Here is a 26,542-nt window from a genome sequence, read left to right as displayed (position 1 = left end):
GCGGATCGGGCCCCATGCGTGTCGTCTCTCGTGTCACCTCGTTGCACGCAGGCCGGGAATAGGGCACCGTCCCAGATGTTGGAACCGTGTTCTCGCCACCGCACGCAAGGAGCGACATGGGCACCGAGCTCATCCCCATGGCCTTCACCACCGGGTGGGGCAGCGGCATCAACGCGTACCTCGTTGTGCTCGTGCTTGGCCTTGCCGACAAGGCGTTCCACCTCAGCCAGATCCCGGATGCCCTGGCCCGCACCGACGTGCTCGTCATCGCCGGGATCCTCTTCGTCGTCGAGCTCGTCGCCGACAAGGTCCCGTACGTCGACTCGGTATGGGACACCATCCACACCGTGATCCGACCGGCCGTGGGCGCGACCATCGGCTACCTCATCGGCCATGACACCGCGAGCCTCGACGCCGCGATCGGTGCGGCCACGGGCGGCGTCACCGCCCTCATCTCGCACGGCATCAAGGCCGGCCTGCGCGGTGTCATCAACACCTCACCCGAACCGGCGAGCAACATCGTCGTCAGCACCTCCGAGGACGTGACTGTCACCGGGGTCACCGCGCTGGCCATCGCCCACCCCTGGGCCGCGGCAACGATCGCCCTGGTCCTGCTCGCCCTGGGCGCCTGGATCGTCTACAAGCTGGCCGGACGCATCCGTCGCCTCAAGCGACGCTACGACGCCTGGGGTGAACGCGTCGGCATCTCGCAGCCGCCTGCCCCGCGCACCGCCCCGCGAGCGGGCTCACCGCCAGGCTCCCCAGCAGGCTCCCCAGCTGGCTCACCGCCGACCCAGCCGATCCCGCCGCGGAAACCGTCGCAGCAGGTCGGCCCTCCGACCCCGTCGGCCGCCTCCGCCGACCCCGACACCGCCGGCGAGGAGCCGCGGTAGGGCGCTCTCGGCTCAGAGGCTGCCGAACACCTCGAGTGTCGCCGACGAACGGTTCATCGTGATGAAGTGGATGCCGGGCGCACCTTCGTCGAGCAGGCGACGCGACGACTCGGTGGCGATCGCCAGGCCCTCGGCACGCACGCCTTCGGCGTCGTCACCGTGGCGGTCGAGCCGCTCGGTGATGGCTCGCGGCATCGGCTGCCCTGCCAGCTGGGCCATCCGGATGACCTGGCGGGCGTTGGTGATCGGCATGATCGCGGGCACGACGGGCAGTCGGGAGCCGCGTCGGGCGAGCTCGTCGCGGAGCCGGAGGTAGTTGTCGACGTCGAACACCATCTGCGTGATGGCGAACTCCGCTCCCGCGCGCTCCTTGCGGATCAGCGTCTCGGCGTCCTCGTCGACGGAGCGTGACTCCGGGTGACCGTCAGGGAAGGCCGCGACGCCCACCGTGAAGTCGCCGAGAGCCTTGACGAGGCTGACGAGCTCGTCGGCGTGGTCGAAACCTTCGGGGTGGGCCACCCACGGCTGACCCAGACCGCCCTGAGGGTCGCCCCGCAGCGCGAGGATGTTGCGCACGCCGGCCGAGGCGTACGACCCGACGATGCCGCGGATCTCGGAGATCGAGTGCCCGACGCACGTGAGGTGCGCCATCGGAGTCAGCGACGTCTCCTCGAGCACGCGCTGGGTGAGTCGCACCGTGCGGTCGCGGGTGCTTCCGCCGGCGCCGTAGGTGATCGACACGAAGCTCGGCGACACCTTCTCGAGCCTGCGGATCGCCTCCCAGAGCTGCCCGACGGCGGCTTCGTCGCGCGGCGGGAAGAACTCGAAGCTGAACGTGGGGGTGTCAGCAGCGATCATCGCCGGAATCGACCGGGTGAACCGCTCCGCCCGAGCCATCGAGGATGCCGTGCCGTGTGCCATGCCGCACACGATAGGCCGCTCGTGTCCGCGTCGTGCGGGCTGTTCACGGGCCGACCACCGCTCCGCGTAGGCTGACCACGATTCCCGACTCGATGGAGGACGCCGTGCAGACCCCCACCGAACTCGACGTGCTCCGCCGTCGGGTCCAGCAGGCGATCGATGCCCAGATCGCCGGGGCCACGGAGTCGTTGGCTGTCATCGGCGACGAGACCGCTCCGCTCGTCGCGGCCGTGTCGGGCCTGCTGACCGGGGGTAAGGGCCTGCGCGCCCGCTTCCTCTACTGGGGCTACCGCGCCGCCGGCGGGGCCGACTCGGATGCCGTGGTCCGCCTGGCCGCGAGCATGGAGTTCTTCCAGGGTGCCGCGCTGCTCCATGACGACGTCATGGACCGCAGCGACACCAGACGAGGTATGCCGTCCGCACACCGCGCCGTTGCCACGCTGCACCGCGAGCGCGGTTGGGCAGGCGACCCGGACCGGTTCGGCGAGGGCACGGCGATCCTTGCCGGTGACCTCTGCCTCACCTGGTGCGACGAGCTCTACTCGACCTGTGGCCTGCCGGCTGCCGAGCTCGCCCGTGGCCGACAGCTGTTCGACACCATGCGGACCCAGCTCATGGGCGGCCAGTTCCTGGACCTTCTGGAGTCTGCCCGCGGGTGGGAAGGCCTCGACCTCGACGCGCGAGTTGCTTCGGCACGCAAGGTGATTCGCTTCAAGAGCGCGAAGTACACCATCGAGCACCCGCTGCTCATCGGCGCTCTTGTCGGCGGGGCCCCAGATCGTTCGCTCGCCCCGCTGTCCGACTACGGCCTTGCGCTCGGCGAGGCCTTCCAGCTGCGGGATGACCTGCTCGGCGTGTTCGGTGACCCGGAAGCGACCGGCAAACCCGCCGGCGACGACCTGCGCGAAGGCAAGCGGACGGTTCTGGTCGCCCACGCTCTCGACGCGGCATCCGACGTCGATCGCGCGACGGTCGAAGGACTGCTGGGCCGCGACGACCTCGACCTGTCCGGGGTCGAGCAGATCCGTCAGGTGCTCGTCAGGACCGGCGCCGTGGATCGGGTCGAGCGGCTGATCACGGCGCTCGCCGACGACTCCCGCAAGGCGGTGGAGCAGGCTCGGGGGACCGGCGCGTTCGACGCCGACGCGCTCGACGTGCTGGAGGAGCTCGTCGACGTGTCGACAGCCCGTCACGCCTGACCGCGGCCCGGGGCGGGGCGCCGCGGGCTCGCTCGTCAGAAGGCGAGTTCCTGCGCCCGGCGCCTGATCTCGGTCTTGTGCCCGGCGCGGAGAGCATCGATCGGCGCCCCCTCGACCGGGAGCGTGGGGTCAGGCGTGAAGAGCCACTCGATGATCTCGCCGTCGTCCATGCCACCATCGGCGAGCACGGTGAAGGTGCCCCGCAGCTCGGGTCGGGGGCCCGCCGTGTCGAAGAACTTCGCCGGCACCGACGGCACCCGCCGCGGCCCGATGCGAGCGCTGAGTACCTCACGGTCGGCGAGGTACTGCCGCACCTTCGCCAGCGGCACCCCCAGCTGCTCCGCGATGTCGGGGACCGTCAGCCACTCGCCGACCAGCGACTCGAGGTCGCTGGCCGTGTCGTCACCGGATTCGGTCAGGTTCGTCCCGTCGGTCTGGCTCGACCGCACCTGCTTGTCGCTCACGAGCGAAAAGTCTGCCACTGCGCGCCCGGCGGGGCGCGGCATGGTGACGCGACGAGCCGGCATACGGGCTGGTCGAGGTCGCCCGAGCGCCTCGGGGCGGTCTCAGACGCGCGAATTACAACCGTGTATTTTTACTTTAGTGCTCAACTGTGCGCTAGCGTCACATGCGTCACTCTGCCCACTCAACTACCATAAAGCCCTTCCCGAACCCCTCCACGCGCCGCATCACAGCACTCGGGCTCAGGAAAGGACCTCCGGAATGCCCCTCGCCGACGTCGCCGCGCTGGCGCAGCCGCCCCACGCCGTCGTTGCCCCCGTCAGACCACAGACCTGGACGACTGTCGTGGTGCGACCAGGCGACACTCTCTGGGCGCTCGCGATAGCGCACCGCACCACAGTCGCCGCCCTCGTGGAGAAGAACGAGCTGGCCGGCGGCGGAGCGATGATCCACATCGGGCAGCGGCTGCAGGTGCCGGGCCCGGCCACCTCCGCCCCCAGCTCGAAGCCCACGAAGAAGCCCACGACGACCAAGCCCGCGGCCTCCAAGCCGGCCGCCACGGGACGCGTCCACATCGTGCAGGCGGGCGACACGATGTCCGGCATCGCCGTGCGCTACCACGTGTCTCTGACCACGCTGCTTGCCGCAAACACGCTCAAGAACGTGCATCTGATCTTCGTCGGCCAGCGCATCATCGTGCCCGCGCCGCCAGCACCTCCTGCTCCGAGCAACGCCCCGCCGGCCGGGTACAAGCCATCCACGAAGACCGAGAAGGCAGTTGCCGCAAGCAAGGCGAAGCTCGCCCACGAGTCGGTCCCGACGCGCGCCCAGACGGCCGACATGATCCGAGCCACAGCGACCCGGCACGGCGTCGACCCGAAGCTCGCTCTCGCGGTCGGCTGGCTCGAGTCCGGCTGGTTCCAGCGCGCCGTGTCGTACACCGACGCGGTCGGGGTGATGCAGATCATGCCCACCTCCATCGCCTGGGCGTCCGAGCTAGCCGGCCGCACCCTCGACCGCTACGACACCCAGGACAACATCACCGCCGGTGTGCTCATCCTCCGCGCACTGCAGGCCACGGCCGACGACCGGGACGAGGCGATCGCGGGGTACTACCAGGGACTGCGCTCGGTGCGGACCAAGGGGATGTACGAGGACACGAAGAAGTACGTCGCCGCAGTCCTCGCCATCTACGCCAAGCTCTGAACGTCCAGGCCGGGCGCTCCCCCAAAGCTGCCGCCCCGGCGGCTGGCCTGCACAGGATGCGCTGGTTCAGCCCGTAAACTTCCCCCGTGACGTCCAGCGTGGCGGATGCGCTCGTCGGTCGGGTCATCGACGGTCGCTACCGGATCCTCTCTCACCTCGCAGACGGGGGCATGGCCTCTGTCTACGTGGCGCTGGACGGGCGCCTCGACCGGGAGGTCGCCCTCAAGATCATGCGCCCGGGCCTGGCCACCGATGACGTCTTCGTCGAGCGGTTCCGGAGCGAGGCCCGCTCGGCCGCCCGCCTCAGCCACCCCAACGTCGTCGCCGTCTACGACCAGGGCGAGGACGACGGCGACGTGTTCCTGGCCATGGAGCTCGTCGACGGGAAGACCCTGCGGGACGTCATCCACGAGGAGGCGCCGTTCACGGCCCGCGAGGCGCTGGCGATCCTCGAGCCGATCCTGCTCGCCCTGCGGGCGGCCCACTCGGCAGGGATGATTCACCGGGACGTCAAGCCAGAGAACGTGATCGTCCGGCGGGACGGCGAGGTCAAGGTCGCCGACTTCGGCCTCGCGCGGGCCATCACCAACCAGTCCACGACGAGCCAGACGGGCGTCCTGCTCGGCACGGCGTCGTACCTGTCCCCCGAGCAGGTCGAGTCCGGTATGGCCGACCAGCGCAGCGATGTGTACGCAGCCGGGCTGCTCCTGTTCGAGATGCTCACGGGGCGCAAGGCAGTCACGGGCGACACCCCGATCCAGATCGCCTACCAGCACGTCCACGGTTCGATCCCCGAGCCGTCCTCGATCGTCGACGCCGTCCCGCCCGAGCTCGACCTCCTGGTCGCTCGCGCCACGGCTCTCGAGCCGGACGACCGGTTCGAGTCCGCGACGGCATTCGTGTCCGCGCTGCGCAGCGTCCGGTCGCAGCTCACGCCGGCCGACCTCGACCGGCGTGGCGTCGCCGTGGACGCGCGGTCCTCCCCCGGCCTGCCGACGTCATCCGGCGCGGGGTCCGGCGCGGTGGCCGACGGGTCGCGCTACGCAGTGGCCGACGCGTTCTCCGAGGCGGCGCCCGCGGGCGCCTCGTCGCGCCGCACGCCGGACGAGGGTTCTGGCCCCTTCGACGACCACCCCGCGCGGTCGTCCCGCTCGGCCCTCGCCGGGCTGCCCATCCACGACGAGGACCCGCGCGAGCCGCAGGTCGAGCGGACCACTGCCCTGCCACTGAGCCGGACTCGCCGCCGGCGCGCCCGCTGGCCCTGGTGGCTCGCAGCGGCCCTGCTCGTGCTCGGCGGCGCGGCCGGCTGGTGGTTCATCGCCGGTCCCGGCGGCGTGACCGTCGTACCAGCGGTCGTCGGCCAGCCGGTCGGCCCGGCCCAGGCCGCCATCGACCAGGCTTCCCTGTCGATGGACCAGACCGAGGAGTTCTCCGAGACCAAGCCCAAGGGCATCGTGATCCGGGTCGATCCGGCCCCCGGCACCGAGGTCGCCAAGAGCTCGACGGTCAACGTCGTCGTGTCCAAGGGCCAGGAGCGGTATGCCGTGCCCAAGCTCGTCGGCGCCAAGGCCGCCGACGCCACCGGAGTGCTCGCGCCACTCACGCTTCGGGTCGGCGAGACGGAGGGGAAGTGGAGCGAGACGGTGCCTCAAGGCGTCGTCATCTCGCAGACCCCGGCGCCGGGCACGTCGGTTCGGCGGGCGACCATGGTCGCGCTCGTCGTGTCGAAGGGCCGACAGCCCATCAAGGTCCCGGACGTCCGCGGCTCCCCCGTCGATGCCGCGACCGCGGCGATCACCGGCGCCGGCCTCCAGGTCGCTCGCGGTGACGACGTCAACAGCGACACCGTCCCGACGGGACAGGTGGTCTCGCAGACCCCGGCGAACGGCACCCTTCACCGGGGCGACACCGTCACGATCGTCGTGTCCAAGGGACCGGTGATGGTGCAGGTGCCCAACGTCGTCGGCCAGCCCGTCGCGCAGGCCGAGAAGACCCTCACCGACCTCGGGTTCAAGGTCCAGAAGGACTACCCGTTCGGAAAGCTGTTCGACCTCGTCCGTGTCCAGAGCGTGACGCCCGGCCAGTCCGCCCCCAAGGGCAGCACGATCACGCTGACGATCGTCTGAGTCGCCGCCCGATGCACGCTGCTGCGCAGTCGCGCCTTGCCACGCTCCTGCTCGTGGCCCTGACCGCCGTGTGGGGCTCGACCTTCTTCCTGATCCGCGATCTCGTCGACGTGATCCCTCCGGTCGACTTCCTCGCCGTGCGGTTCTGCCTGGCTGCAGTGATCATGCTGGTGCTGTTCTGGAAGCCGGTGCGCGCTCTGACCCGGCGGCAGCTCGTCATCGGGATCGGCCTCGGTGCCCTCTATGGCCTCGCCCAGATCTTCCAGACGCAGGGGCTCGCCACGACGCCGGCATCGGTGTCGGGGTTCATCACCGGCACCTACGTCGTGCTCACACCGATCTTCACGGCCGTGCTCCTTCGAGAACGCGTGCCCGGATCAACCTGGGCCGCAGTAGGACTCGCGACCGCCGGCCTGGCGCTCCTGTCGCTCAACGGGCTCTCGGTCGGTGTCGGCGAGGCCATCACGCTGCTCGCCGCGGCCCTCTACGCGCTGCACATCGTCGGCCTCGGGAGGTTCACCTCGGCGGACAGCGCGACGGGGCTGTCCGTCGTGCAGATGGTCGTCATCGGGGTCATCTGCCTCATCGGTGCACTCCCGGGTGGGGTGGTCCTGCCGACCACTCCGGCGCAGTGGGCCTCCGTGCTCTACATGGTCGTCTTCGCGAGCATCCTGTCGCTGTGGGTCCAGACCTGGGCCCAGGCGCATATGCCCGCCACGCGGGCGGCGATCGTGATGACCCTGGAGCCGGTGTTCGCGGCCCTCTTCGCCGTCACCCTCGGCGACGAAACCCTGACGTGGCGAATGCTCGTGGGCGGCGCGCTCGTGCTCACCGCCATGTATGCCGTCGAGCTCCTCGCGCGCCGACGCCCCGGTGAGCTGCCCGCCGAGGCCCTCCACCACGAGGTCTGACCCACCTTCGGGCGGCTCCGCGACGGCTCTCGCGCCATGCTTGTGGGGTCGGGCCGGACGCGGCCCCCACAAGCATGGCGGAGCGACTCAGTCGTCGTGAGCGACGGCGTCGCGCACCGCGGTGAGCACGTCCGGCGTGACCCCCTGAGGCTTGAGGACGGCATTCCACGCGTCGACCTGCTCCTCGGTGTACTTGTGGCCGAAACCGCCCGGCACACCCGTCGAGAAGGGAAGGTCCGCCGTCACCTGCCAGAACGTCACGAACGGGATCCAGATCATGTCGAGCGTGTCCTTGCCGGGTGGCTCATTGATCCAGTCAGGCTCGCTGAAGATGAGGTTCGGGCTCCACCAGACGATCGGGTCGGAGGCGTGCATGAGGTACAGCACCCGGTTGCCTTCCCAGGGCTGGCCGTCGGGTGGGATGTCCGCACTGGCGTCACTGGCGAAGCGCACGGTGCGGCCGTCCTTGTAGACCGGCTGGATCTCGAGGCTGTTCGAGTCGCGGTGGTCGGTGAACTCGCGGAACAGGGTGTTGAAGTTGGGCGGTCCGACGAAGACCGTGCCCGCGGTCCGGTTGCGCAGGTCGAACTCGCCGCTGAAGGCGGTCTCCCCACCGAACGACCCGAGGCTCTCGCCGGCGACATACAGCCGCGGGCGGTGGTCCTGTGGCAGTCCGATCCAGTGCTCGTAGACCGCGTCGAAGAGCGCCCGCCCGGCCTCTCGGGCCTTGGACTGGTCCACCAGGTAGGAGATCCACGAAGGCAGGTAGGAGTACTGCATCGCCACCGCCGCCGAGTCGCCGCTGAGGTACTCGAAGCTGTCGATGAGGGCCGGGTCCACCCAGCCGCTCCCGGTCGTCGTGATGACGAGCAGGTCGGCTCGGTCGAATCCTCCCGCCCGAGCGAGGTCGTCGACCGCCAGGCGGGCCCTGGCTTCGGCGTCGTCGGCGGACTCCAGGCCCGCGTAGGCGCGGATCGGCTCCTTCGCCGCATGGTGGATGACCGCCTGGATCTGACTCGCCGACGGGCCGGACGCGGCGAACGTGCGTCCCTCACGACCCAGCGTGTCCCACGGCACGAGGGACCCGGCTCCACCGGATCGCAGGGCCGTCGTCGGCTGCGTCACGCCTTCCTCGGTGATGCCGTTGCGGACCGAGAACGTCTGGTCCGCGATGTTCCGGAGGCCGTCGAGCAGCACCCCGGTCACGAGCAGGTAGACGAACGAGGCGACCAGCGCCCAGCCGACGAAGTTCGCGGCGCGCGGGCCGATCCACCGCTTGAGCAGCCGGACGACGCGGTGGTAGAGCGCGCGAACCCCGCGCCCGGCAGCGAGCAGCAGCCCGAACAGCACGACGGCGAACAGCGGCGACAGGATGACGAGGGCGAGGTTGTACTCGTCGACCCCCATGATCCGACGGATCTCGTACTGCCAGTACTGGCCGAAGCCGAACGCGAGCGCCAGCAAGGCGCCACCGGCGATGAGGAACACCCGCCACGACCTCGGTTGCGGCGTACGGGCCTGACGGTCGGCGAATGCTCGCCAGATCCACGCGGCGGTCACGCCGAGGCCGTAGCCGATGGCGCCCGTGATGCCGCAGACGATGCCCTGGAGGAGCCCGCCCCGGGGCAACAGCGACGGAGTGTAGGACACCGCTGCGAAGATGACCGCGCCCCAGCAGCCGGGGAGCGTGAGCTTCGCCCACCGGACCATGCGGTCCAGTATGCCGGTGGGAGGCGGTGTCTGCGCCGGCTGGGTCGACGCACCCATGGCCGACGTCGGCTCATCTGGATCGGTCTGGCGCACCAAGGCGACCTCCTGGACGTCCGGGCCCCTGACTGCCCCAACGTAGGGCCTCAGACCCCCGCGCATCGGAGAAACACGCAGACCGGTGACCGGACGCCGCGTTCGACGGCGAACTCCCTGTCACCACACTGAGTTCGCCGTCGAACGCGGCGTTCGGCGCGTGTCTGGTTGCTGCCCGGGGGCCGAGAAGTCAGGCGGCGGTCGGCGGGTTGCGGAGCAGGCCGGTGAGGACGTCGATCGCGACGTCGGTGCCGGCGTCATCGACGTCGAGGTGCCAGACGAGGCGCACGGCGCCCGACCCCACGGCATACGTCCGCACGCCGGCGTCGAGCGCCGCCGCGACGAACGCCGAGGACGCCCAGCCCGCCGCGGAGACGTCGACGATGACGATGTTGGTCTCAACCGTGGTGAGATCGACCGAGCCTGGGGCAGCCTCGGCCATCGCCTCTGCCGCCCGTCGAGCCCGGGCGTGGTCGTCGGCGAGTCGCTCGACGTTGTTGTCGAGCGCAAAGAGGCCCGCAGCAGCAAGGATCCCGGCCTGACGCATGCCGCCTCCGAAGCGCTTGCGCCAGATGCGCGACTCGGCCATCGCCTCCGCCGAGCCGGCGAGCACGCTTCCGACGGGCGCGCCGAGGCCCTTGCTCAGACAGACCGACACCGTGTCGAACTCGCGACCGTAGTCAGTGAGCGACACGCCGGAGGCGACATGAGCGTTGAACAGGCGCGCCCCGTCGAGGTGCATCGCCACGCCACGCTCGCGGGTGACCGAGCGGGCCCGGCGGATCTCCTCGATCGGCTGGACGGTGCCACCGCCGAAGTTGTGCGTGTTCTCGACGACGACCAGCGAGGTGCACACCTGGTACGGGCCGACGCCGGTGATCATCAGCGCTGCGGCGTCGTCGGCCCGGAAACGGCCTCGCTCGGACACCCAGGTGCGCGACGAGATGCCCGACAGCACCGCCGCCGCACCGAGCTCGGCTCGCACCACGTGGGCAAGCGAGTCCCCCACAAGCTCCTCGCCCGGCTTGACGTGCACGCGCACGCCGAGCTGGTTGGCCATCGACCCGGACGGCGTGAAGAGGGCGGCCTCCTGGCCGAGCATGCCCGCGACCCGCTCCTCGAGGGCCCGCAGGGTCGGGTCCTCACCGAAGACGTCGTCGCCGACCTCCGCGGCCGCCATCGCGGCGCGCATCGCGTCGGACGGCTTGGTGAGGGTGTCGCTGAGCAGGTCTGCGTGGTACGGGCTGGCGGTCACAGGCGCGATGGTCTCACGCCTGACCCAGCATCTCGGCGACGACGAACGCCAGCTCGAGCGACTGCTGGTGGTTCAGGCGGGGGTCGCAGACGGACTCGTAGCGCTTCTCGAGGTCGGAGTCGATGATCTTCTCCGCTCCGCCGAGGCACTCGGTGACGTCGTTGCCGGTGAGCTCCACGTGGATGCCGCCGGGAATCGTGCCGAGCGACCGGTGGACCTCGAAGAAGCCGCGCACCTCCTCGACGATGTCGTCGAAGTCACGCGTCTTGTAGCCCGTCGAGGACTCGAACGTGTTTCCGTGCATCGGGTCGCAGATCCAGGTGACCGTCGCCCCGGACGCCGTGACCTTGTCGACGAGCGCAGGCAGCGCGTCGCGCACCGTGCCCGCTCCCATCCGGGTGATGAACGTCAGGCGGCCAGGAGTCCGGTCGGGGTCGACCTTGTCGATGAGCCGGAGCACCTCGTCGATGTCGGCCTTGGGGCCGAGCTTGACCCCGATCGGGTTGCTGATCCGCGAGACGAAGTCGACGTGCGCGCCGTCGAGCTGGCGGGTGCGCTCGCCGACCCAGACGAAGTGGCCGGAGGTGTCATAGAGCCGCCCCGAACGCGAGTCGATCCGGGTGAGCGGACGCTCGTAGTCGAGCAGCAGCGCCTCGTGTGCTGCGTAGAACTCGACCGTCCGCATCGCATCGAAGTCGGCGCCGCAGGCCGCCATGAAGCGCATCGCCTTGTCGATGTCACGAGCCAGCTTCTCGTAGCGCGCGTTCGCGGAGTTGGCGACGAAGCCGCGGTTCCAGTCGTGGACGTGACGCAGGTCGGCGAAGCCGCCGGTGGTGAAGGCGCGCACGAGGTTCAACGTCGCGGAGCTCGCGTGGTAGGCCTGAACAAGCCGCTGCGGGTCGGGCATCCGGGCCGTCTCGTGGAACGCGAAGTCGTTGACCATGTCGCCGCGGAAGGCGGGCAGCGTCACGCCCTCGCGGGTCTCGACGGACGAGGACCTCGGCTTGGCGTACTGCCCGGCCATCCGGCCGACCTTGATGACCGGCACCGATGCGCCGTACGTAAGCACGGCGGCCATCTGCAGGATCGTCTTGATGCGGTCGCGGATGTTGTCCGCGGTCGCGGAGGCGAACGTCTCGGCGCAGTCGCCGCCCTGGAGCACGAAGGCCTCGCCGACGGCGGCCTTGGCCATCCGGTCGGTGAGGATGTCGCACTCGCCGGCGAAGACGAGGGGCGGATACGTGGCGAGGGTCTCGGTGGCCTGGGCGAGGGCGGCGGTGTCCGGCCAGCTCGGCTGCTGTGCGGCTTCGAGCTCGGCTGCCGCCGCCGTCAGGGCGGCGAGCGCCTCGGAGCCCGCTGCGGGCTCGAGGCCGACATCGGCAGTGACGGTCCTCATGTTCACCCAGACAGCGTAGACGGCGCCCAGAGCGTGCCCTGCACGGGTCCGCATCCCGAAATGACCACGGTCGCCGCCGCACCTCGAGTGCGCCGAGGTGCGAGCCGGTCAGGCGTCCGGATCAGTGGGGTCCGACAGGTCGATCCCGCGCTCCATGGCGAAACGGACCAGCTCGACACGGTTGTGCATCTGCAGCTTGCCGAAGATGTTCTGCACATGGTTCTGCACGGTGCGGTGCGACAGGAACAGAGTTGCCGCAATCTCCTTGTAGCCCATCCCGGTCGCGACGTACTTGAGGATCTCCGTCTCGCGCGTCGTGAGCTCGGGGATCGCGCGCTCGTCGCTCGGCGCCGCCTGGGCTCGCCGGAACTCACCCAGCACCAGCCCGGCGAGCCCCGGAGTGAACACCGGTTCCCCTGCCGCTGTCGCCCGCACCGCCGCGAGGAACTCGTCCCGGCCGGCTGACTTGACGAGATACCCGAGTGCGCCCGCCTTGACCGCTTCGAGGACGTCCTGCTGGTCACCGCTCGCCGACAGGATGAGGATCCTGGTCGGCACCTCGGCCGCCGCGAGCGCGGCGCAGACCTGGGCCCCGTTGAGGCCCGGGAGGTTGAGGTCGAGCACGAGCACATCCGGGCTCGTCGCCCTCGTCCGCACCACAGCCGAGCGGCCATCATCGGCGGTCGCGACGACGTCGAAGCCGGCGCTCGCGAGGTCACGGGCCACCGCGTCGCGCCACATCGGATGGTCGTCGGCGACGACGACACGGATCCGGCCGCCGGCATTCGCCTCGCTGGTCAGGTCGTGCTGGTCGGTCACGGTCCTCCTCCGTCTGCGTGGCTGGTGCGGGGTGCTGCTGCGATTTCAGGTGGGCGCAGAGCCGGTGCGCCGGGCCGCGTCCTTCCGTGGCACCCGTAGCTCCACGGTCGTGCCACCCGCCGCTCCCGAGGTGATCGTTGCACTCCCTCCGAGGTCGGTCAGGCGCGCCCTGATACTTGACGAGACGCCCAGCCGTCCCTGTCCCACGGCCTCCTCGAGCCGGCCCGCCGATACGCCGCGACCGGAGTCCCGGATGGTGACACAGACTCCGGACCGTTCGTCGTCGAGCAGGACCCAGGCCTGCGCGCCGGCGCCTGCGTGCTTGCGCACGTTGTCCAGTGCCGCCTCGACCGCTGCGACGACCTCGTCGGCGACCTTGCGAGGCAGCAGGATCGGGTCAGCCGGTGCCACGAGCTGCACGTCGTCCGCCTCGACGTGGCGCAGCAGGGCGCGTAGGTCGGCGTCGCCCGTGACAGCCCGGTCGACCTCGGTGAGGTCGGTCTGGCTCACGAGGGTGCGCAGGATGCGCTCCTGCTCGCCGGCCATCGCGCCCAGGGTGGCCGTCTCGCCGCCGATGTCGGTCGCGCGACGGTGGATGAAGGCGAGAGTCTGAAGCACCCCGTCATGCACCGTGCGGGCCAGCCGGTCGCGCTCGACCCGAGCCGCCTCGCGGCGCATCGCCTCGGCCAGCGCCGCGTGGCTCGACCGGGCGAGATCGACGCAGAAGCCCACGCAGCCGCCGAGGAGGAAGCCGAAGACCGAGTTCGAGATGGTGTTCGGTGTCGGCTCGATGACCTCGATGAACGAGCACGTCGCGACGACCGCGGCCGCCATGATGCCGCCCCGCCAGCCGCGCAGGATGGCGAAGCCGACGATCGCGGCCGACGGCCAGATGGACGGGAGTGTCCGCGCGCCGCCCATGATGACCTCGGGCGTGTCGACGAGCCTGGTCGCCAGGATCGCAGCGCACCCGATCGCGAGCTCCACCGAGTAGGCCTGGACCGTGCGCATCGGGCGCACGGTCTGGACGACCGTCCACCCGGTGAGCACTCCGAGCACGGCGATCGCGCCGCCCAGGTGTGCGATCTCGGCGTGGCGCGCCCACACCGACCACACGGCATACAGCAGCGCCAGGCATCGGAAGACGTCGACTGCGCGCCAGAGGGCGCGCACGATCGCGTGCTCGTCGTCGAGGACGGCTCGCGGCGTCGGCGTCGAGGAGGTCGCCAGCTCGTGCCTCTCGTCGCGCAGTCGCAACGACCGGAGCATGAGGGCTAGGAGGCGGCGACCACGGGGCCGTGGCCCTCGTCGTCGTCGGTGTCGGAGCCCGCCTCCGCCTCGTTCGAGTCCGCCTTGGCGGCTCGCTCCCGCCCCTCGGCTGCGTCGAGCGCCTCTTCCAGCTCGGGCGCCGCACTGCCGGGCTTGGCCGCCTCCTGCAGCTCGCGTGCCTTGGCCCGGGCCGCCGCGACGAGCCGGTCCTTCATCGACGTGGCGTACATGTCGACGTACTCCTGGGCCGACAGCAGCATGAGCTCGTACATGATCTCGTCGGTGATCGAGCGCAGGACGAAACGGTCGTCCTCCATGCCCTCGTAGCGGGAGAAGTCGAGCGGCTTGCCGACCCGCACACCGACACGCATGATCCGCGGGATGACCTTGCCGGTCGGCTGGGCCTTGTCGGTGCCGATCATCGCCACCGGGATCACCGGCACCTTGGCCTCGAGGGCCATCCGGGCCACGCCCGTGCGGCCGCGGTAGAGCCGGCCGTCGGGCGAGCGGGTGCCTTCGGGGTAGATGCCGAGAAGCTCACCACGGCGCAGCACCTTCAGGCCCGAGTTGAGCGCGGCGTTGCTCGCCTTGCCACCGGACCGGTCGACGGGCAGCTGGCCGACGCCCCTGAAGAACGCCGCCGTCAGGCGGCCCTTGAGACCGCGACCTGTGAAGTAGTCGCTCTTGGCCAGGAACGTGACGCGGCGCGGCACGCAGATCGGCAGGAAGATCGAGTCGGAGAACGACAGGTGGTTGGAGGCGAAGATCGCAGCGCCGGTCTCGGGAACGTTCTCCTCCCCCTCGACCCACGGTCGGAAGAGGAGCTTGATGATGGGCCCGACGATGATCGTCTTCAGGAACCAGTAGAACAACCGCGTCCGCCTTCCACATGTGACGGCTCGAACTCTACGACACTCGCGCCTGCACAGCGGGGCATGCGAGGATCATCAGGTCCGAACGCATCGCCGCTCGAGCCTCGTGCTCGGTGGCCACAGCACCAAGGAAACGTCGTGAGCGAACGCGACCTCGACGCGGAGTTCGAGCGCATCATCGCCGGGTGGGACGACGAGGCTCCCGACCCGCAGCTGAACCCTGCTGCCGGTGCGCTCGAGGCGTCGCCCGACCTGACGGCCGAGACCGGCGAGGTCGGATCGTCCGAGCCCGGTGGCCAGGGCACGGCCGGCGCGAGTGCCGATCAAGGCGTCGTGGACGCGGGCGGCACTCCCGCCGACACTGGCCCGTCGGGCACCGCGGGTATGCCGCCTGGCCAGTCCGGTGGCGTGCTGGACCTCCCGATCGCCTCCACGACGTCGCACGCCTGGCGCGGTAGCGGCCCGCAGAGCGACGACGTCGATGGACTGCTCGATGCGGTGGACCCCGACGACGACCACTTCGTGCCGCCATCCGAGATCGACCTGCCATCGGCCGAGGCCGACCCGATGTACTGGGCGATCGTCGTCGGGCTGGCGGGCGGGCCCCTGCTGCTGCTCTACGTGCTGCTGTTCGACCGTGACGGCAGCGGCTGGTGGATCGTCACCGGTCTGACGATGACCGTCGTCGGCTTCATCCTGCTCGTGCTGCGCGGCGGCACCGAGCGCGACCCGTTCGACGACGGCACGCGCATCTAGAGCCTCGCGTCCGGACCGCCCACGCCCGAGCGCCGGACCCCGGACCGTCTCCTTCCGCAACACACCGAAGAGCAGCAAACTCCTCCGCTAATAACCGACAGGAGTTTGCTGCTCTTCGGTGTGTTGCAGGGTCAGCGGCCGGTGCGGGCGAGCTCCGCGGCTCCGATGAGTCCCGCGTCGCTGCCCAGCACCGCGCGCACGATCCGCGCTTGGGGCCGGTAGCCGCGTCCTGGCAGCTGGCGCCGGAACGCCTCGCGCGCCGGAGCGATGAGCATCTCGTCGGCTGCGCTGACGCCCCCACCGATGACGAACAGCCCAGGGTCGAAGGCTGCCGCGAGGTTCGCCATGCCGATCCCGAGCCACTCGCCGATGTCCGCGATCAGCTCGCGGGCGGTCGCGTCGCCGTCGCGGGCCGCCTCGGTGATGACCGGGCCGGTCAGCGCCGACGTGTCCCCACCGAGCCGAGCAAGCAGGTCGACCACCACGGGCGACCCGGCTTCGATCATCGCCCTCGCCTCGCGCACCAGCGCGTTGCCGCTGGCGTACTGCTCCCAGCACCCACGGTTGCCGCACTCACATCTCGCGCCGCCCGGCACGACCTGCATGTGCCCGAACTCGCCGGCGATGCCGTACCGGCCCCGCTGGACCGCGCCGTCGATGATGAGGGCACCGCCGATACCGGTGCCGAGGGTGATGATCACCACGTGCGACTCGCCTCGTGCGGCGCCGAAGGTCGCCTCGGCCCAGGCTGCAGCGTTCGCGTCGTTGTCGACGGTGATCGGCAGGTGGATCCGCTGCGACAGCGCATCCCGCAACGGCTCGTTCCGCCAGGACAGGTGGGGTGCGAAGACCACGGTCGAGCGGTCCTCGGCGACGAACCCGGCGGCCCCGATCCCGACCGCGGTGACGTCGGCCGGGTCGACCTTCGAGAGGAGCTCCTCCACGGACTCCACGATGGTGTTCTCCACGACCGACGGCGAGGTCGACCGGTGCGGCGTGTCTCGACGGGTCCGGTGGATGATCGTGCCGGTTTCGTCGACGACTCCCCCGGCGACCTTGGTGCCGCCGATGTCGATGCCGATGGCGAGGTTCCGGCTCATGAGGGCGCCTCTCCGTGAGGCTGGTGAGGGTCGTCGGCTTCGTGCGTGGGGCCGGCCTCGGAGTCCGTGCCGTTCCTGCCGGCGTCGGACTGTCGCTCCCGCTGGGCGGTCGCCAGGTCGCGCAGCGCGGTCGCGGCGAACCCGACGAAGTCGGCGACCTTGTCGATCGTCTCGGGGTTGACCTGCTGGACGAACGCGATGAGCTGGCAGACCGGGCACACCGCGCAGGCAGCCGGGGTGCGACCCCCGCACGTGCACTCGTGCTGGCCATCGGGGCCCGAGCGCTGTGACCCGTTCTCCTGCCTCTGCCCGCTGCCGGACGAAGCGCCGGCGCCGCGCGCGTCATGGCCCGGCTGCGCGCCGTCTCCAGCCGACTCACCGGCGCGGCCGGACGGCATACCCGCCGGTGGGGCCCACCCACGCTGGGACAACAGGTCGACAAGCAGGGCTGCCTCCTGCTGGACCGTGCCGGGCTGGGGCAGCTCGGCCCGGCGGCGCGCGCGGGCCTCGGCGGGGGTCTCCTGCGGACCGTCGTTGGACGTCACGTGGTCAGGCCTCGACCCGCTTCTTCAGCTGTTTGAGAGCGGTGTCGATGATGACCTTCTCCGCCTTTCGCTTGAGCAGACCGATCATCGGGATCTTCACGTCGACCGCGAGGCGGTAGGTGACCTTGGTCCCCTCGCCGTCGGAGGCCAACGTGTAGGAGCCGTTCATGGCCTTGAGGACCTGCGCCGAGACGAGCGACCAGGACACGACACCGGTGCCGTCCTCGACGACGTCCCACTCGTAGTCGAGGACATACGTGTCCTTGATCGCGCCCGCGTCGAGGGTGAACTCCACCTGGTCGGCCCACCCGTCGCCCTCCTCCGCGAGGACGCGCACCTCCTTCACGTCGTTGGCCCACTCGGGGTACGCCTCGAAGTCGGCGATGACGTCGAGCACCTCGCCGGGAGCGGCGTCGATGACGATGGAGGACTCCGTACGATCGGCCATGCGCCGAAGGCTATCGCGTGGGCCCCGGCCCCACTCTGAAGTGCCTGCCCACAGCGCGCCGACGCACGTGCGAAGATGTGAGCGGCGGGGAGCGTTCTGCGACTTGGGGACCGCCTCCGTCCGATCGCGTGACGGTGCGCACCATGACGGCGCGTCGCGGTTACCGGTCGGTAAGGTGCAGCTCATCCGGCCCCGCATCAGGAGTGACCAGTGAAGGAAAAGGTCGTCGCACCGCTCGCGCCAACCACGTCCGAGGGCAGCCTCGCCGACCTGCCGGTGCGTAACGCCAAGGAGTCCCCGAACGAGACAGCGTTCTCGCGCAAGACGCCCGCCGGCGGGTGGACCCATGTGACCTGGGTCCAGTTCGCAGACGATGTCAACGCCGTCGCCAAGGGTCTCGTCGCGTCGGGCGTCGAGCCTGGTGACGTCGTCGGGCTCATGTCGCGCACCCGCTACGAGTGGACCCTGGTGGACTTCGCCGCCTGGACCGCCGGCGCCGTGGTCGTGCCGATCTACGAGACGTCGTCCGCCGAGCAGGTCCAGTGGGCGCTGTCCGACTCCGGTGCCTCGACCGTCGTCGTCGAGACCGAGGCGCACCGCGCCGTCGTCGACGAGGTCCGGCCCTCGCTGCCGTCCCTCACGAACGTCGTCGAGATCGCCGCCGGAGGCCTGGACGCGCTGCGTGAGAAGGGCCGCGGAGTCCCCGACTCGGCACTGGACGAGAGGCGCTCCGGCCTGGACCGGACCACGCTCGCAACGATCATCTACACCTCCGGTACGACCGGCCGACCCAAGGGCTGCGAGCTGACCCACGGCAACTTCCTCGACCTCGCAGAGAACGCCATCGACAAGCTCGGTCCGGTCATCCTCGTCGACAACGCGTCGACGCTGCTGTTCCTGCCGCTCGCCCACGTCTTTGCCCGGTTCATCGAGGTGCTCTGCGTCGCGGGCAAGGCCCGCATGGGTCACTCGTCCGACATCAAGAACCTGCTCGACGACTTCGCGGGCTTCCAGCCGACGTTCGTGCTCGCGGTCCCACGCGTCTTCGAGAAGATCTACAACTCGGCCGAGGCCAAGGCCTCCGCGGACGGCAAGGGCAAGATCTTCCTGCGCGCGGCGACGGTCGCCATCGCGTACAGCCAGTCTCTCGACGCCGGCCGACCGGGCCTCGGGCTCCGGCTCCAGCACGCCCTGTTCGACCGGCTGGTCTACTCCAAGCTCCGCGACGCCATGGGGGGCCGGGTGCGGCATGCCGTGTCAGGCGGAGCTCCCCTCGGCACCCGCCTCGGCCACTTCTACCGTGGCATCGGCGTCGTCATCCTCGAGGGCTACGGCCTGACCGAGACCACTGCCCCGGCCGCTGTCAACACTCCCGACAAGATCAAGATCGGCACGGTCGGCCCACCGCTGCCCGGCACCGGCATCCGCATCGACGCCGACGGCGAGATCCTGCTCAAGGGTGTCGGCGTCTTCAGCAGCTATCACAACAACCCGACGGCCACGGCCGACGCGATCGTCGACGGCTGGTTCCACACCGGCGACGTCGGTGAGCTCGACGACGACGGCTACCTGCGGATCACCGGCCGCAAGAAGGAGATCCTCGTCACCGCCGGCGGCAAGAACGTCGCCCCCGCGGTCCTCGAAGACCGGCTGCGCGCGCACCCACTCGTCTCTCAGTGCATCGTGGTCGGCGACCAGAAGCCGTTCATCGCCGTGCTCATCACCCTGGACGACGAGATGTGGCCGCTGTGGGCCCAGTCGCACGGCCTCGAGGGTGTCTCGATCGACGAGGCGCGGAGCAACCCGACCGTGATGCAGGCGCTCCTGGAGGCGGTGGACCGGGCGAACGAGGCGGTCTCGAAGGCCGAGTCGATCCGCAAGTTCGCGGTGCTGCCCGGCGACTTCACCGAGGCCAACGGCTACCTCACGCCGTCCCTGAAGCTCAAGCGCGCCCTCGTCATGAAGGACTTCAACGAGGACGTGGAGAAGCTCTACGCCTGATCTGGCGACCGAGGACACCGAGCCATGTCGCGGTGTCCTAGCTCAGTCGAGCAGCCCGCGGATCCGCGCCTGCCAGTCTCGCACGATCGTGCTCTCCCGCGTGTGCAGCGTCTGTTCGAACGCCAGGGCGAGCGCGGCGTCGCGGTCGCCGACCTGGGCGGTCGGCAGGGAGATGCTGCCCGCTGCCGCCTCGTACAGCCGCACGAGGTCAGGAGTGCCGTACTCGTCGGCGATCGTGCGGACTGCAAGCAGGGCCAGACCGTATGCCGTCTGGAGCCGACCCGCGCTCGGGTCGAAGTCCGCGTCCGTCGGCAGGGCGTGCGGGACCCCTTGGTCGCGAGCCTGTTTCAGAGCCGGAGCGGCGATGGTCGCCTCCGGCAGGTCGATGCGTCGGTACGCGACATAGTCGGCGAAGCCCTCAGCGAGCCAGAGCGGGACGGTCTGCGTCGTTGCCGCGCGGACGGTCGCATGGGTCAGCTCATGGGTCATCACGACGTCGCGCCCGTCAGGCTGGAGCGCGGTCCACGCCCCCGGGATGAGCACGATGCGGTCCGCGCCGGCGTGCTGGCCGGGTGTCAGCGGGCCGTCGGTCGCAGCGGCCACCCCGTCGAGATCGGCGGCGCTGCGGCCGAGCAGCCGGGCTGCGTCGGCATCCGTTGCCGGGGCCACCCAGACCGCCGGCTGGGACTCGCCCCAGACTGCGGCGACGCGGGCGCGAGCCGTGGCGGTCCGGCGGACGATCTCGTCGACGCGGGCCCTCGAGCCCACCGCGAGGACGAGTGCGTGCGGTGTCCGGCGGACCACCAGCCCGTCGAGGTCCCACGGCTGGGGGCGGCCGGACGGCGTCGATGCGGTGAGGACGGCGGCCTCGGGATGCGCGGGGTCGGCCTTGAACGTCAGGTTCAGGTCGAAGCTGCGCGGGGAGGTGTCGAACCCATGCAGCTCGTAGCTGAGGTTCGCCTTGACGTCCCACTTCACGGGGGTGCCTGCGGGGGTGGGCAGGGGTTCGGACTGCTCGCGCAGGGCCACGATGCTCATGCGCCTCGCTCCCATGGCCGTCATGCGGTCGAAGACCCGCTGCTGGGTCGCTGCGAGGCGCGCGTCCGGATGGCTGCCGAGTGCCTCGAGCCAACCGGCCCGGTCCCCCTGGTCGACGGCGGAAACCCGCTGTTGCAGGATCTGGCCGACGGCCTCGTTTCGGGCCGCAGCCCACGCCGCAGCAGGGATCTCGCCGTTGGTGGTGGTGGCGCCCCCCGATGTCGCTGACGTCTGGGCTGTGCCAGTCGTCGCGACGCTGGGCGCCCCCCTTTCGCAGCCGCCGACCGCGCCGATGGCAAACATCGCCACCACGGCCGCCGCAGCAGCCGTGGACCGGGCACTGCGCTGGCGGGACACGCGGTCATGGTGACATGACAGCGTGTGAGCCAGCCGAACGCGCGGGCGCCCGATGGCGCGGGCGCGTGCGCCAGCAGGTCCAGAAGCGTCATCAGCAGGGTGGGGCCCCTCAGACAGCCCGTCTGGCTCCGCGCGCACGGCCAACGGGAAGCTCCTCGTCGAGCACGGCACGGGCGGAGTTCGCCGCCGTGGTGTTGACCAGGCCGGCGGCCAGCAGCGCCGACACGGCTCGGCGCTCGGCCCGGTCAAGAGGCACTGTCCTCTCGGGGCCGTCGGGGCCGTCGGGGCCGTCGGTGCCGCCCCGGTGGACCGCGCGGCCCACCACGCCGATCGTCTGGTCGGGCGACCCTTCCGCCCCGACGACGGGGATCGTGGTCAGTGCGTTCAGTGCGGTCACGACGCATTCGGCGCAGTGGACGTCCCGCACCGGGCAGGTCTGGCAGTCAACGAGCATCTTCCTCGCCACCCTTCGTGTCTCGTTGCGATCTGTCACGGATGACGCTATGGGAGACCACCGACATCGCCGTCGCGCAGGGCGCAGGACCGTCGTCCCTCGAGCGCCTCTCGCGCTGCGTCCTCTGGATCCATCACTGCGACAAGGCCCGTCGCCGCCGCGCCTCCGCAGCGTTGTCGGCGGTGCGGCATACCGTCAATGTCATGCACGCGATCCAGTCGACGTTCGACGACCTCGGCACCTCCCTGGCCGACGTCACGTTCGTCGTCGTGGACCTCGAGACCACAGGCGGCACTCCGGCCGAGTGCGGCATCACAGAGATCGGCGCCGTCAAGGTGCGCGGCGGCGAGGTGCTCGGAGAGTTCCAGACCCTCGTCAACCCGGCCGAGCCGATCCCGGCGTTCATCTCCGTGCTGACCGGCATCACCGACGCCATGGTCAACGACGCCCCACGCATCGAGAGTGCGCTGCCCGCCTTCCTCGAGTTCGCGGCGGGGAGTGTCCTCGTCGCGCACAACGCCGGCTTCGACATCAGCTTCCTCAAGTCGGCCGCTGCCCGCACCGGCGCGCCGTGGCCGGGCTTCCCGGTGCTCGACACGCTCCAGCTGGCGCGTCAGCTCGTCGTGCGGGACGAGTCGCCCAACCATCGGCTCGCCTCCCTCGCGCAGGTGTTCGGCTCGACGACCACACCGGACCACCGCGCCCTGCACGATGCGCGGGCAACGGTCGACGTGCTTCATGGGCTCATCGCACGGGTCGGCAACCTCGGCGTGCACACCGTTGAGGAGCTGTCCAGCTACAGCTCGCGCGTGACGCCGGTCCAGCGACGCAAGCGGTTCCTGGCCGACCCGCTCCCCCACGCGCCTGGTGTCTACCTCTTCAAGGACGGCAACGGCCGGGTGCTCTACGTCGGCACGAGCCGCGACATCCGGGCGCGGGTGCGCACCTACTTCACGGCGTCCGAGCAGCGCAGCCGGATGGCCGAGATGGTGCGTCTGGCCCATGTCGTGCACCCTGTCGTGTGCCAGACGTCCCTGGAGGCACAGGTCCGTGAGCTCCGGCTCATCGACGAGCACAAGCCACGCTTCAACCGCCGCTCCAAGGACGGCCGCAAGACGATGTGGGTCAAGCTCACCCAGGAGCGCTTTCCGCGCCTGTCCATCGTCAAGCAGGTGCGCGACGACGGGGCCAATTACATCGGGCCGTTCCGGTCGCGGGCGACCGCCCAGGCGGCCGTCGACGCGGTGCACGAGGTCGTGCCACTGCGCCAGTGCACCGGCCGCCTCACCGGAAAGGGGTCCGCGTGCGCACTCGCCGACATGGGCCGGTGCGGCGCGCCGTGCACCGGCGCCCAGTCCGAGGGCGACTACGCGATCGTCGTGGCCGAGTGTGCCGCGATCTTCACCGGAGACGCCCGGCCCGGGGGCGAGCTCATCCGCGCGCGCCTCGAGGAGCTCGCCTCGCAGGAGCGCTTCGAGGACGCCGCTCGGGTGCGCGACCGCTTTCTCGCACTGGTGCGAGGCGCTGCCCGTGCGCAGCGGCTCGCGCCGCTGACGCAGTCACGCGAGATCGTCGCAGCCCGACGCAGCGACGACGGCGGGTGGGAGCTCGTGTGCATCAGGCACGGACGGCTCGCCGGCACCGTGGTGAGCCCGCGCGGCACCGACCCGATGGCCCAGGTGCGCACCATGCAGGCGACGGCCGAGGTGGTCTCGACGCCGACCCCAGACCGGCCGTCCGCACTGACCGAGGAGACCGAGATCCTGCTGCGCTGGCTCGAGGCACCCGGCGTGCGGATCGTCGAGCTGGACGGCTCGTGGACCTGCCCGGTCGGCGGCGCCGGCGCGCTCCGCCAGCAGCTCGAGCCCGCTGCCTCCTCGGCCCGCGATGCCGTCGGTTTCGACAACGACGTGCCCGCCGCGAGGCCTCGTCGTGGCGCCCTGCGTCAGGCAGGCTAGGCACGGCTAGGGTGGTCCCGTGATCACCGCCATCGTCATGATCAACTGCGAGGTCGACCGGATCCCCGAGGTCGCCGAGGAGATCGCCAACATCCCGGCGGTGTCCGAGGTCTACTCCGTGACCGGCGACGCCGACCTCATCGCCATGGTTCGGGTCAAGACACACGACGAGTTCGCGGACGTCATCGCCGACCGCCTCAACAAGGTCGAGGGCGTCGTCGGCACGTCGACCCACATCGCCTTCCGTACGTACTCCGCCCACGACCTCGAGGCCGCGTTCAGCCTCGGGCTGGACGGCGAGTAGGCCCCTAGGCCCGGGTCGCGGCGACCCATCGCTCGACGACCTTCGTCGCGGCGCCGCTGTCGATAGCCTGCGCCGCGAGGTCGACGCCGGCGCGCAGGTCCGCGTGGAAGGCCTCCGCGGTGCGGCCGGAGTCGGGCCGGGTCAGCGCCAGGGCGATGCCGGCGTTGAGCAGTACCGCGTCGCGGACCGCGCCGGTCGCCCCGGCGAACACGTCGCGCACGACCTGTGCGTTGTGCGCCGCGTCACCGCCACGCAGCTCCTCGACGGAGTGCGTCTCGAACCCGACCGCCGTCGGGTCGAGGACGAGGTCCCGCACCTGGCCTCCACGGACCCACCAGACGCTCGTCGTCGTCGAGACCGTCACCTCGTCCAGTCCATCGTCGCCGCGGAACACGGCGGCGTCCTTGCCGCGGTCCGCGAAGACGCCGGCCAGAAGCGGAGCCATGCGGGCGTCCGCACAGCCCACGACGGCATACGTCGGCTGGGCCGGGTTGGTCAGTGGGCCCAGGAAGTTGAACGCGGTGCCGATCCCGAGCTCCCGGCGGGGCACTGCCGTGAAGCGGAACGACGGGTGGAACGTCTGGGCGAAGCAGAACGTGATGCCGGCCTCGCCGGCGATCGCGACAACGCGCTCCGGAGGAAGCGAGAGGTCGACGCCGAGCGCCTCGAGCACGTCGGCCGACCCCGACGACGAGGATGCCGCCCGGTTGCCGTGCTTGACGACGCGGACGCCCGCCGCGGCCGCCACGATCGAGGACATCGTCGAGATGTTGACCGTGTGGGCCCGGTCGCCGCCGGTGCCCACGATGTCGAGACTCGGACCCTCCACCTCGATGCGATGCGCGTGCGCGAGCATCACCTCGGCGAGCCCGCGCATCTCCTCGACGCTCTCGCCCTTGGCCCGCAGCCCCATGAGGAAGCCGGCGATCTGCACTGGCGTCGCCTCACCGGACATGATCTGGCCCATGGCCCACTCGGCCGCTGCCCGGTCGAGGTCACGGCCGGCGATCAGCTCGGCGTAGACGGACGGCCAGGACTGCGCCACGTCCTGCGTCATCGGCGGCGTCAGGCTTTCGCGACCGCGGCGCGCGCAAGCGTCGTCACTGCCGACGTCAGCGCGATCGGGTCGAGCGGGTGCGGCACCGCGAGGTCGGCCTGCGACCAGGCCGCCAGCCAGCTGTCCTGCGGACGGCCGGTGAGCACGATGATGGGCGGGCAGTTGTAGATCTCGTTCTTGAGCTGCCGCGCCAGGCCCAGACCGCCGACCTTGGCCGCCTCGCCGTCGAGCACGAGGATGTCGAACCGGTCGGTCTCGACCGAGTGGACCACAGCATCCGCGGTCGCGCACTCGTGCCAGCGCACGACCTCGACGTCCTTGGCCGGCCGGCGCCCGACAGCGGCGCGCACGGCGTCGCGCGTGGTCACGTCGTCGCTGTAGAGCAGCACGCTGACCCGCCTCACGGGCTCCGTGGCACCGGTCTGCGTCGCGACAGTGGTGGACGTGCCCTGGTCGGGGGTGTCGTTCGAGGCGGTCATGGGCCAGATGCTACCGGGGAGGCGCCCCCACACCGCAGTGACCTCCCGCGCAGCGGGCACCGGTTTGCGCACTCTGTACGCAAGGGCGTCGGGCCTCTGTGACGGAATGGTCACGAAACCCCGAGGGGGCACCTCGAATCCGGGGGGTCGCTCGCACAGCCCGACATGAATGTGGGAATAATGTCCAACGTGGCGACAGCATCGGCAGTTCCTTCCAGCGCAGTAGCGAATCCGGCCCACCACGGCCCGGCGACCCGCCCCAACATGGTCGCCGTCGGCACCATCGTGTGGCTCTCGAGCGAGCTCATGTTCTTCGCGGGTCTGTTCGCCGTCTACTTCCAGCTCAGGTCGGTTCGGCCCGAGCTCTGGGCGGAGCAGACCGAGAAGCTGAACCTCCCCTTCGCGAGCGTCAACTGCCTCGTGCTGGTCGTCTCCTCCGTGTGGTGCCAGCTCGGTGTCTGGAAGGCAGAGCGCGGGCAGAAGGCGCGTACCGGCAAGCTGCTCGACATCAAGAACTGGGGCATGCGCGAGTGGTACGTCATCACGTACCTCTTCGGTGCGTTCTTCATCGCCGGCCAGGTGATGGAGTACGCCGAGCTCGTCTCGGAGAACGTCACGCTGAGCTCCGACGCCTACGGCTCGGTCTTCTTCATGGCCACCGGCTTCCACGGCCTGCACGTGACCGGCGGCCTCATGGCCTTCCTGCTCATCATCGCCCGCACCTTCACGACGCGTCGCTACACCCACGCCAACGCGACCGGCGCCGTCGTCACGTCGTACTACTGGCACTTCGTCGACGTCGTGTGGATCGCGCTGTTCGCGACCATCTACATCCTGCGTTGACCCGTATGCCGGTCCCCAAGCCCCATCAGCCCACCCAGCCCGTGACCACCTTGGACGACAGGAACACAGA

General features: G+C 70.4%; 25 protein-coding genes. 10 read left to right on the top strand and 15 right to left on the bottom strand.

What is annotated here, in order from left to right; all coding sequences use genetic code 11:
- Positions 1-116 precede the first annotated feature (116 nt).
- On the top strand, positions 117-893 hold the full coding sequence (locus tag ACYVLP_RS02340) for a DUF4126 domain-containing protein (RefSeq protein WP_460625725.1): 777 nt from the start codon (positions 117-119) through the stop codon (positions 891-893).
- A gap of 12 nt (positions 894-905) precedes the next feature.
- Here ACYVLP_RS02340 and metF read toward each other — a convergent pair whose 3' ends face one another.
- Positions 906-1,814, bottom strand: a complete 909-nt coding sequence (gene metF / locus ACYVLP_RS02335; RefSeq protein WP_460625724.1) for a methylenetetrahydrofolate reductase [NAD(P)H] — start codon at positions 1,812-1,814, stop codon at positions 906-908.
- 104 nt (positions 1,815-1,918) lie between these two features.
- Between metF and ACYVLP_RS02330 the strand changes: the two genes are divergently transcribed.
- Positions 1,919-3,013: a polyprenyl synthetase family protein gene (locus tag ACYVLP_RS02330; protein ID WP_460625723.1), complete on the top strand. Its 1,095-nt coding sequence runs from the start codon at positions 1,919-1,921 to the stop codon at positions 3,011-3,013.
- A 35-nt stretch (positions 3,014-3,048) separates the two neighbouring features.
- Here the strand turns inward: ACYVLP_RS02330 and ACYVLP_RS02325 are convergent, their stop codons facing one another.
- A complete protein-coding gene (locus tag ACYVLP_RS02325; protein ID WP_460625923.1) occupies positions 3,049-3,432 on the bottom strand; it encodes an Rv2175c family DNA-binding protein in 384 nt (127 codons plus the stop codon).
- A gap of 304 nt (positions 3,433-3,736) precedes the next feature.
- Here ACYVLP_RS02325 and ACYVLP_RS02320 point away from each other — a divergent pair, with 304 nt between their 5' ends.
- From ACYVLP_RS02320 to ACYVLP_RS02310, 3 genes are all read left to right on the top strand, one after another.
- A complete protein-coding gene (locus ACYVLP_RS02320; RefSeq protein WP_460625722.1) occupies positions 3,737-4,681 on the top strand; it encodes a lytic transglycosylase domain-containing protein in 945 nt (314 codons plus the stop codon).
- Between the two features lie 86 nt (positions 4,682-4,767).
- The gene (gene pknB / locus ACYVLP_RS02315) at positions 4,768-6,807 is read left to right on the top strand and encodes a Stk1 family PASTA domain-containing Ser/Thr kinase (protein ID WP_460625721.1); all 2,040 of its coding nucleotides are present in this window, start codon (positions 4,768-4,770) and stop codon (positions 6,805-6,807) included.
- A gap of 11 nt (positions 6,808-6,818) precedes the next feature.
- Complete coding sequence (locus ACYVLP_RS02310) at positions 6,819-7,718, top strand: DMT family transporter (protein WP_460625720.1); 900 nt, start codon at positions 6,819-6,821, stop codon at positions 7,716-7,718.
- 87 nt (positions 7,719-7,805) lie between these two features.
- Here ACYVLP_RS02310 and ACYVLP_RS02305 read toward each other — a convergent pair whose 3' ends face one another.
- From ACYVLP_RS02305 to ACYVLP_RS02280, 6 genes are all read right to left on the bottom strand, one after another.
- Complete coding sequence (locus ACYVLP_RS02305) at positions 7,806-9,521, bottom strand: alpha/beta hydrolase (protein ID WP_460625922.1); 1,716 nt, start codon at positions 9,519-9,521, stop codon at positions 7,806-7,808.
- A gap of 190 nt (positions 9,522-9,711) precedes the next feature.
- Complete coding sequence (locus tag ACYVLP_RS02300) at positions 9,712-10,776, bottom strand: threonine aldolase family protein (protein WP_460625719.1); 1,065 nt, start codon at positions 10,774-10,776, stop codon at positions 9,712-9,714.
- Between the two features lie 13 nt (positions 10,777-10,789).
- Positions 10,790-12,226, bottom strand: coding sequence for a class II 3-deoxy-7-phosphoheptulonate synthase (locus ACYVLP_RS02295; protein WP_460625718.1), 1,437 nt, complete (start codon positions 12,224-12,226; stop codon positions 10,790-10,792).
- A gap of 54 nt (positions 12,227-12,280) precedes the next feature.
- A complete protein-coding gene (locus ACYVLP_RS02290) occupies positions 12,281-12,991 on the bottom strand; it encodes a response regulator (RefSeq protein WP_460625717.1) in 711 nt (236 codons plus the stop codon).
- A 45-nt stretch (positions 12,992-13,036) separates the two neighbouring features.
- The gene (gene macS, locus ACYVLP_RS02285; protein WP_460625716.1) at positions 13,037-14,248 is read right to left on the bottom strand and encodes a MacS family sensor histidine kinase; all 1,212 of its coding nucleotides are present in this window, start codon (positions 14,246-14,248) and stop codon (positions 13,037-13,039) included.
- Between the two features lie 17 nt (positions 14,249-14,265).
- Positions 14,266-15,132 carry a lysophospholipid acyltransferase family protein gene (locus ACYVLP_RS02280; RefSeq protein ID WP_460625715.1) on the bottom strand — a complete coding sequence of 289 codons (867 nt, stop codon included), beginning with the start codon at positions 15,130-15,132 and terminating at the stop codon, positions 14,266-14,268.
- Positions 15,133-15,270: 138 nt separating this feature from the next.
- On the opposite strand from ACYVLP_RS02280, the gene ACYVLP_RS02275 reads away from it, so the two are divergent.
- Entirely contained in the window at positions 15,271-15,888 is a 618-nt protein-coding gene (locus ACYVLP_RS02275) for a hypothetical protein (RefSeq protein ID WP_460625714.1), read from the top strand.
- A 131-nt stretch (positions 15,889-16,019) separates the two neighbouring features.
- Here the strand turns inward: ACYVLP_RS02275 and ACYVLP_RS02270 are convergent, their stop codons facing one another.
- Genes ACYVLP_RS02270 through ACYVLP_RS02260 form a run of 3 tightly spaced genes read right to left on the bottom strand, consistent with a single transcriptional unit; the run spans position 16,020 to position 17,981 of the window.
- Complete coding sequence (locus ACYVLP_RS02270) at positions 16,020-16,988, bottom strand: ROK family glucokinase (RefSeq protein WP_460625713.1); 969 nt, start codon at positions 16,986-16,988, stop codon at positions 16,020-16,022.
- On the bottom strand, positions 16,985-17,533 hold the full coding sequence (locus tag ACYVLP_RS02265; protein ID WP_460625712.1) for a hypothetical protein: 549 nt from the start codon (positions 17,531-17,533) through the stop codon (positions 16,985-16,987). The genes ACYVLP_RS02270 and ACYVLP_RS02265 overlap by 4 nt, the downstream gene beginning before the upstream one ends.
- A 4-nt stretch (positions 17,534-17,537) precedes the next feature.
- Positions 17,538-17,981: an SRPBCC family protein gene (locus ACYVLP_RS02260; protein WP_452267824.1), complete on the bottom strand. Its 444-nt coding sequence runs from the start codon at positions 17,979-17,981 to the stop codon at positions 17,538-17,540.
- Positions 17,982-18,191: 210 nt separating this feature from the next.
- Here ACYVLP_RS02260 and ACYVLP_RS02255 point away from each other — a divergent pair, with 210 nt between their 5' ends.
- Positions 18,192-19,982 (top strand): AMP-dependent synthetase/ligase, encoded by a 1,791-nt coding sequence (locus tag ACYVLP_RS02255; RefSeq protein WP_460625711.1) that lies wholly within the window; start codon positions 18,192-18,194, stop codon positions 19,980-19,982.
- Positions 19,983-20,024: 42 nt separating this feature from the next.
- On the opposite strand, the gene ACYVLP_RS02250 is transcribed toward ACYVLP_RS02255, so the two are convergent.
- The gene (locus tag ACYVLP_RS02250; RefSeq protein ID WP_460625710.1) at positions 20,025-21,377 is read right to left on the bottom strand and encodes a hypothetical protein; all 1,353 of its coding nucleotides are present in this window, start codon (positions 21,375-21,377) and stop codon (positions 20,025-20,027) included.
- 109 nt (positions 21,378-21,486) lie between these two features.
- A complete protein-coding gene (locus tag ACYVLP_RS02245; protein WP_460625709.1) occupies positions 21,487-21,774 on the bottom strand; it encodes a hypothetical protein in 288 nt (95 codons plus the stop codon).
- Between the two features lie 98 nt (positions 21,775-21,872).
- Between ACYVLP_RS02245 and ACYVLP_RS02240 the strand changes: the two genes are divergently transcribed.
- A complete protein-coding gene (locus ACYVLP_RS02240) occupies positions 21,873-23,789 on the top strand; it encodes a DEDD exonuclease domain-containing protein (RefSeq protein WP_460625708.1) in 1,917 nt (638 codons plus the stop codon).
- A gap of 19 nt (positions 23,790-23,808) precedes the next feature.
- Positions 23,809-24,093: an Lrp/AsnC family transcriptional regulator gene (locus ACYVLP_RS02235; protein ID WP_460625707.1), complete on the top strand. Its 285-nt coding sequence runs from the start codon at positions 23,809-23,811 to the stop codon at positions 24,091-24,093.
- 4 nt (positions 24,094-24,097) lie between these two features.
- Here the strand turns inward: ACYVLP_RS02235 and trpD are convergent, their stop codons facing one another.
- Together trpD and ACYVLP_RS02225 are read right to left on the bottom strand one after the other, a co-directional pair.
- A complete protein-coding gene (trpD, locus tag ACYVLP_RS02230; protein ID WP_460625706.1) occupies positions 24,098-25,150 on the bottom strand; it encodes an anthranilate phosphoribosyltransferase in 1,053 nt (350 codons plus the stop codon).
- Positions 25,151-25,158: 8 nt separating this feature from the next.
- Positions 25,159-25,629: a response regulator gene (locus tag ACYVLP_RS02225; protein WP_460625705.1), complete on the bottom strand. Its 471-nt coding sequence runs from the start codon at positions 25,627-25,629 to the stop codon at positions 25,159-25,161.
- Between the two features lie 180 nt (positions 25,630-25,809).
- On the opposite strand from ACYVLP_RS02225, the gene ctaE reads away from it, so the two are divergent.
- Complete coding sequence (gene ctaE, locus ACYVLP_RS02220; RefSeq protein WP_452267832.1) at positions 25,810-26,472, top strand: aa3-type cytochrome oxidase subunit III; 663 nt, start codon at positions 25,810-25,812, stop codon at positions 26,470-26,472.
- Positions 26,473-26,542 lie beyond the last annotated feature (70 nt).

It is taken from the genome of Intrasporangium mesophilum, from assembly GCF_054783095.1.
The sequence above is the reverse complement of the archived record's forward strand: the minus strand, read 5'-3'. Positions and strand labels throughout refer to the sequence as shown.

What these genes read in the sequence shown, in the direction of transcription:
- ACYVLP_RS02260 (WP_452267824.1), bottom strand. Translation starts at nt 17,981, where the DNA reads ATGGCCGATCGTACGGAGTCCTCCATCGTCATCGACGCCGCTCCCGGC.
- ACYVLP_RS02320 (WP_460625722.1), top strand. Translation starts at nt 3,737, where the DNA reads ATGCCCCTCGCCGACGTCGCCGCGCTGGCGCAGCCGCCCCACGCCGTC.
- ACYVLP_RS02295 (WP_460625718.1), bottom strand. Translation starts at nt 12,226, where the DNA reads ATGCGGACCCGTGCAGGGCACGCTCTGGGCGCCGTCTACGCTGTCTGG.
- metF (WP_460625724.1), bottom strand. Translation starts at nt 1,814, where the DNA reads ATGGCACACGGCACGGCATCCTCGATGGCTCGGGCGGAGCGGTTCACC.
- ACYVLP_RS02225 (WP_460625705.1), bottom strand. Translation starts at nt 25,629, where the DNA reads ATGACCGCCTCGAACGACACCCCCGACCAGGGCACGTCCACCACTGTC.
- ACYVLP_RS02270 (WP_460625713.1), bottom strand. Translation starts at nt 16,988, where the DNA reads ATGAGCCGGAACCTCGCCATCGGCATCGACATCGGCGGCACCAAGGTC.
- ACYVLP_RS02240 (WP_460625708.1), top strand. Translation starts at nt 21,873, where the DNA reads ATGACGCTATGGGAGACCACCGACATCGCCGTCGCGCAGGGCGCAGGA.
- trpD (WP_460625706.1), bottom strand. Translation starts at nt 25,150, where the DNA reads ATGACGCAGGACGTGGCGCAGTCCTGGCCGTCCGTCTACGCCGAGCTG.
- ctaE (WP_452267832.1), top strand. Translation starts at nt 25,810, where the DNA reads ATGTCCAACGTGGCGACAGCATCGGCAGTTCCTTCCAGCGCAGTAGCG.
- ACYVLP_RS02340 (WP_460625725.1), top strand. Translation starts at nt 117, where the DNA reads ATGGGCACCGAGCTCATCCCCATGGCCTTCACCACCGGGTGGGGCAGC.
- ACYVLP_RS02310 (WP_460625720.1), top strand. Translation starts at nt 6,819, where the DNA reads ATGCACGCTGCTGCGCAGTCGCGCCTTGCCACGCTCCTGCTCGTGGCC.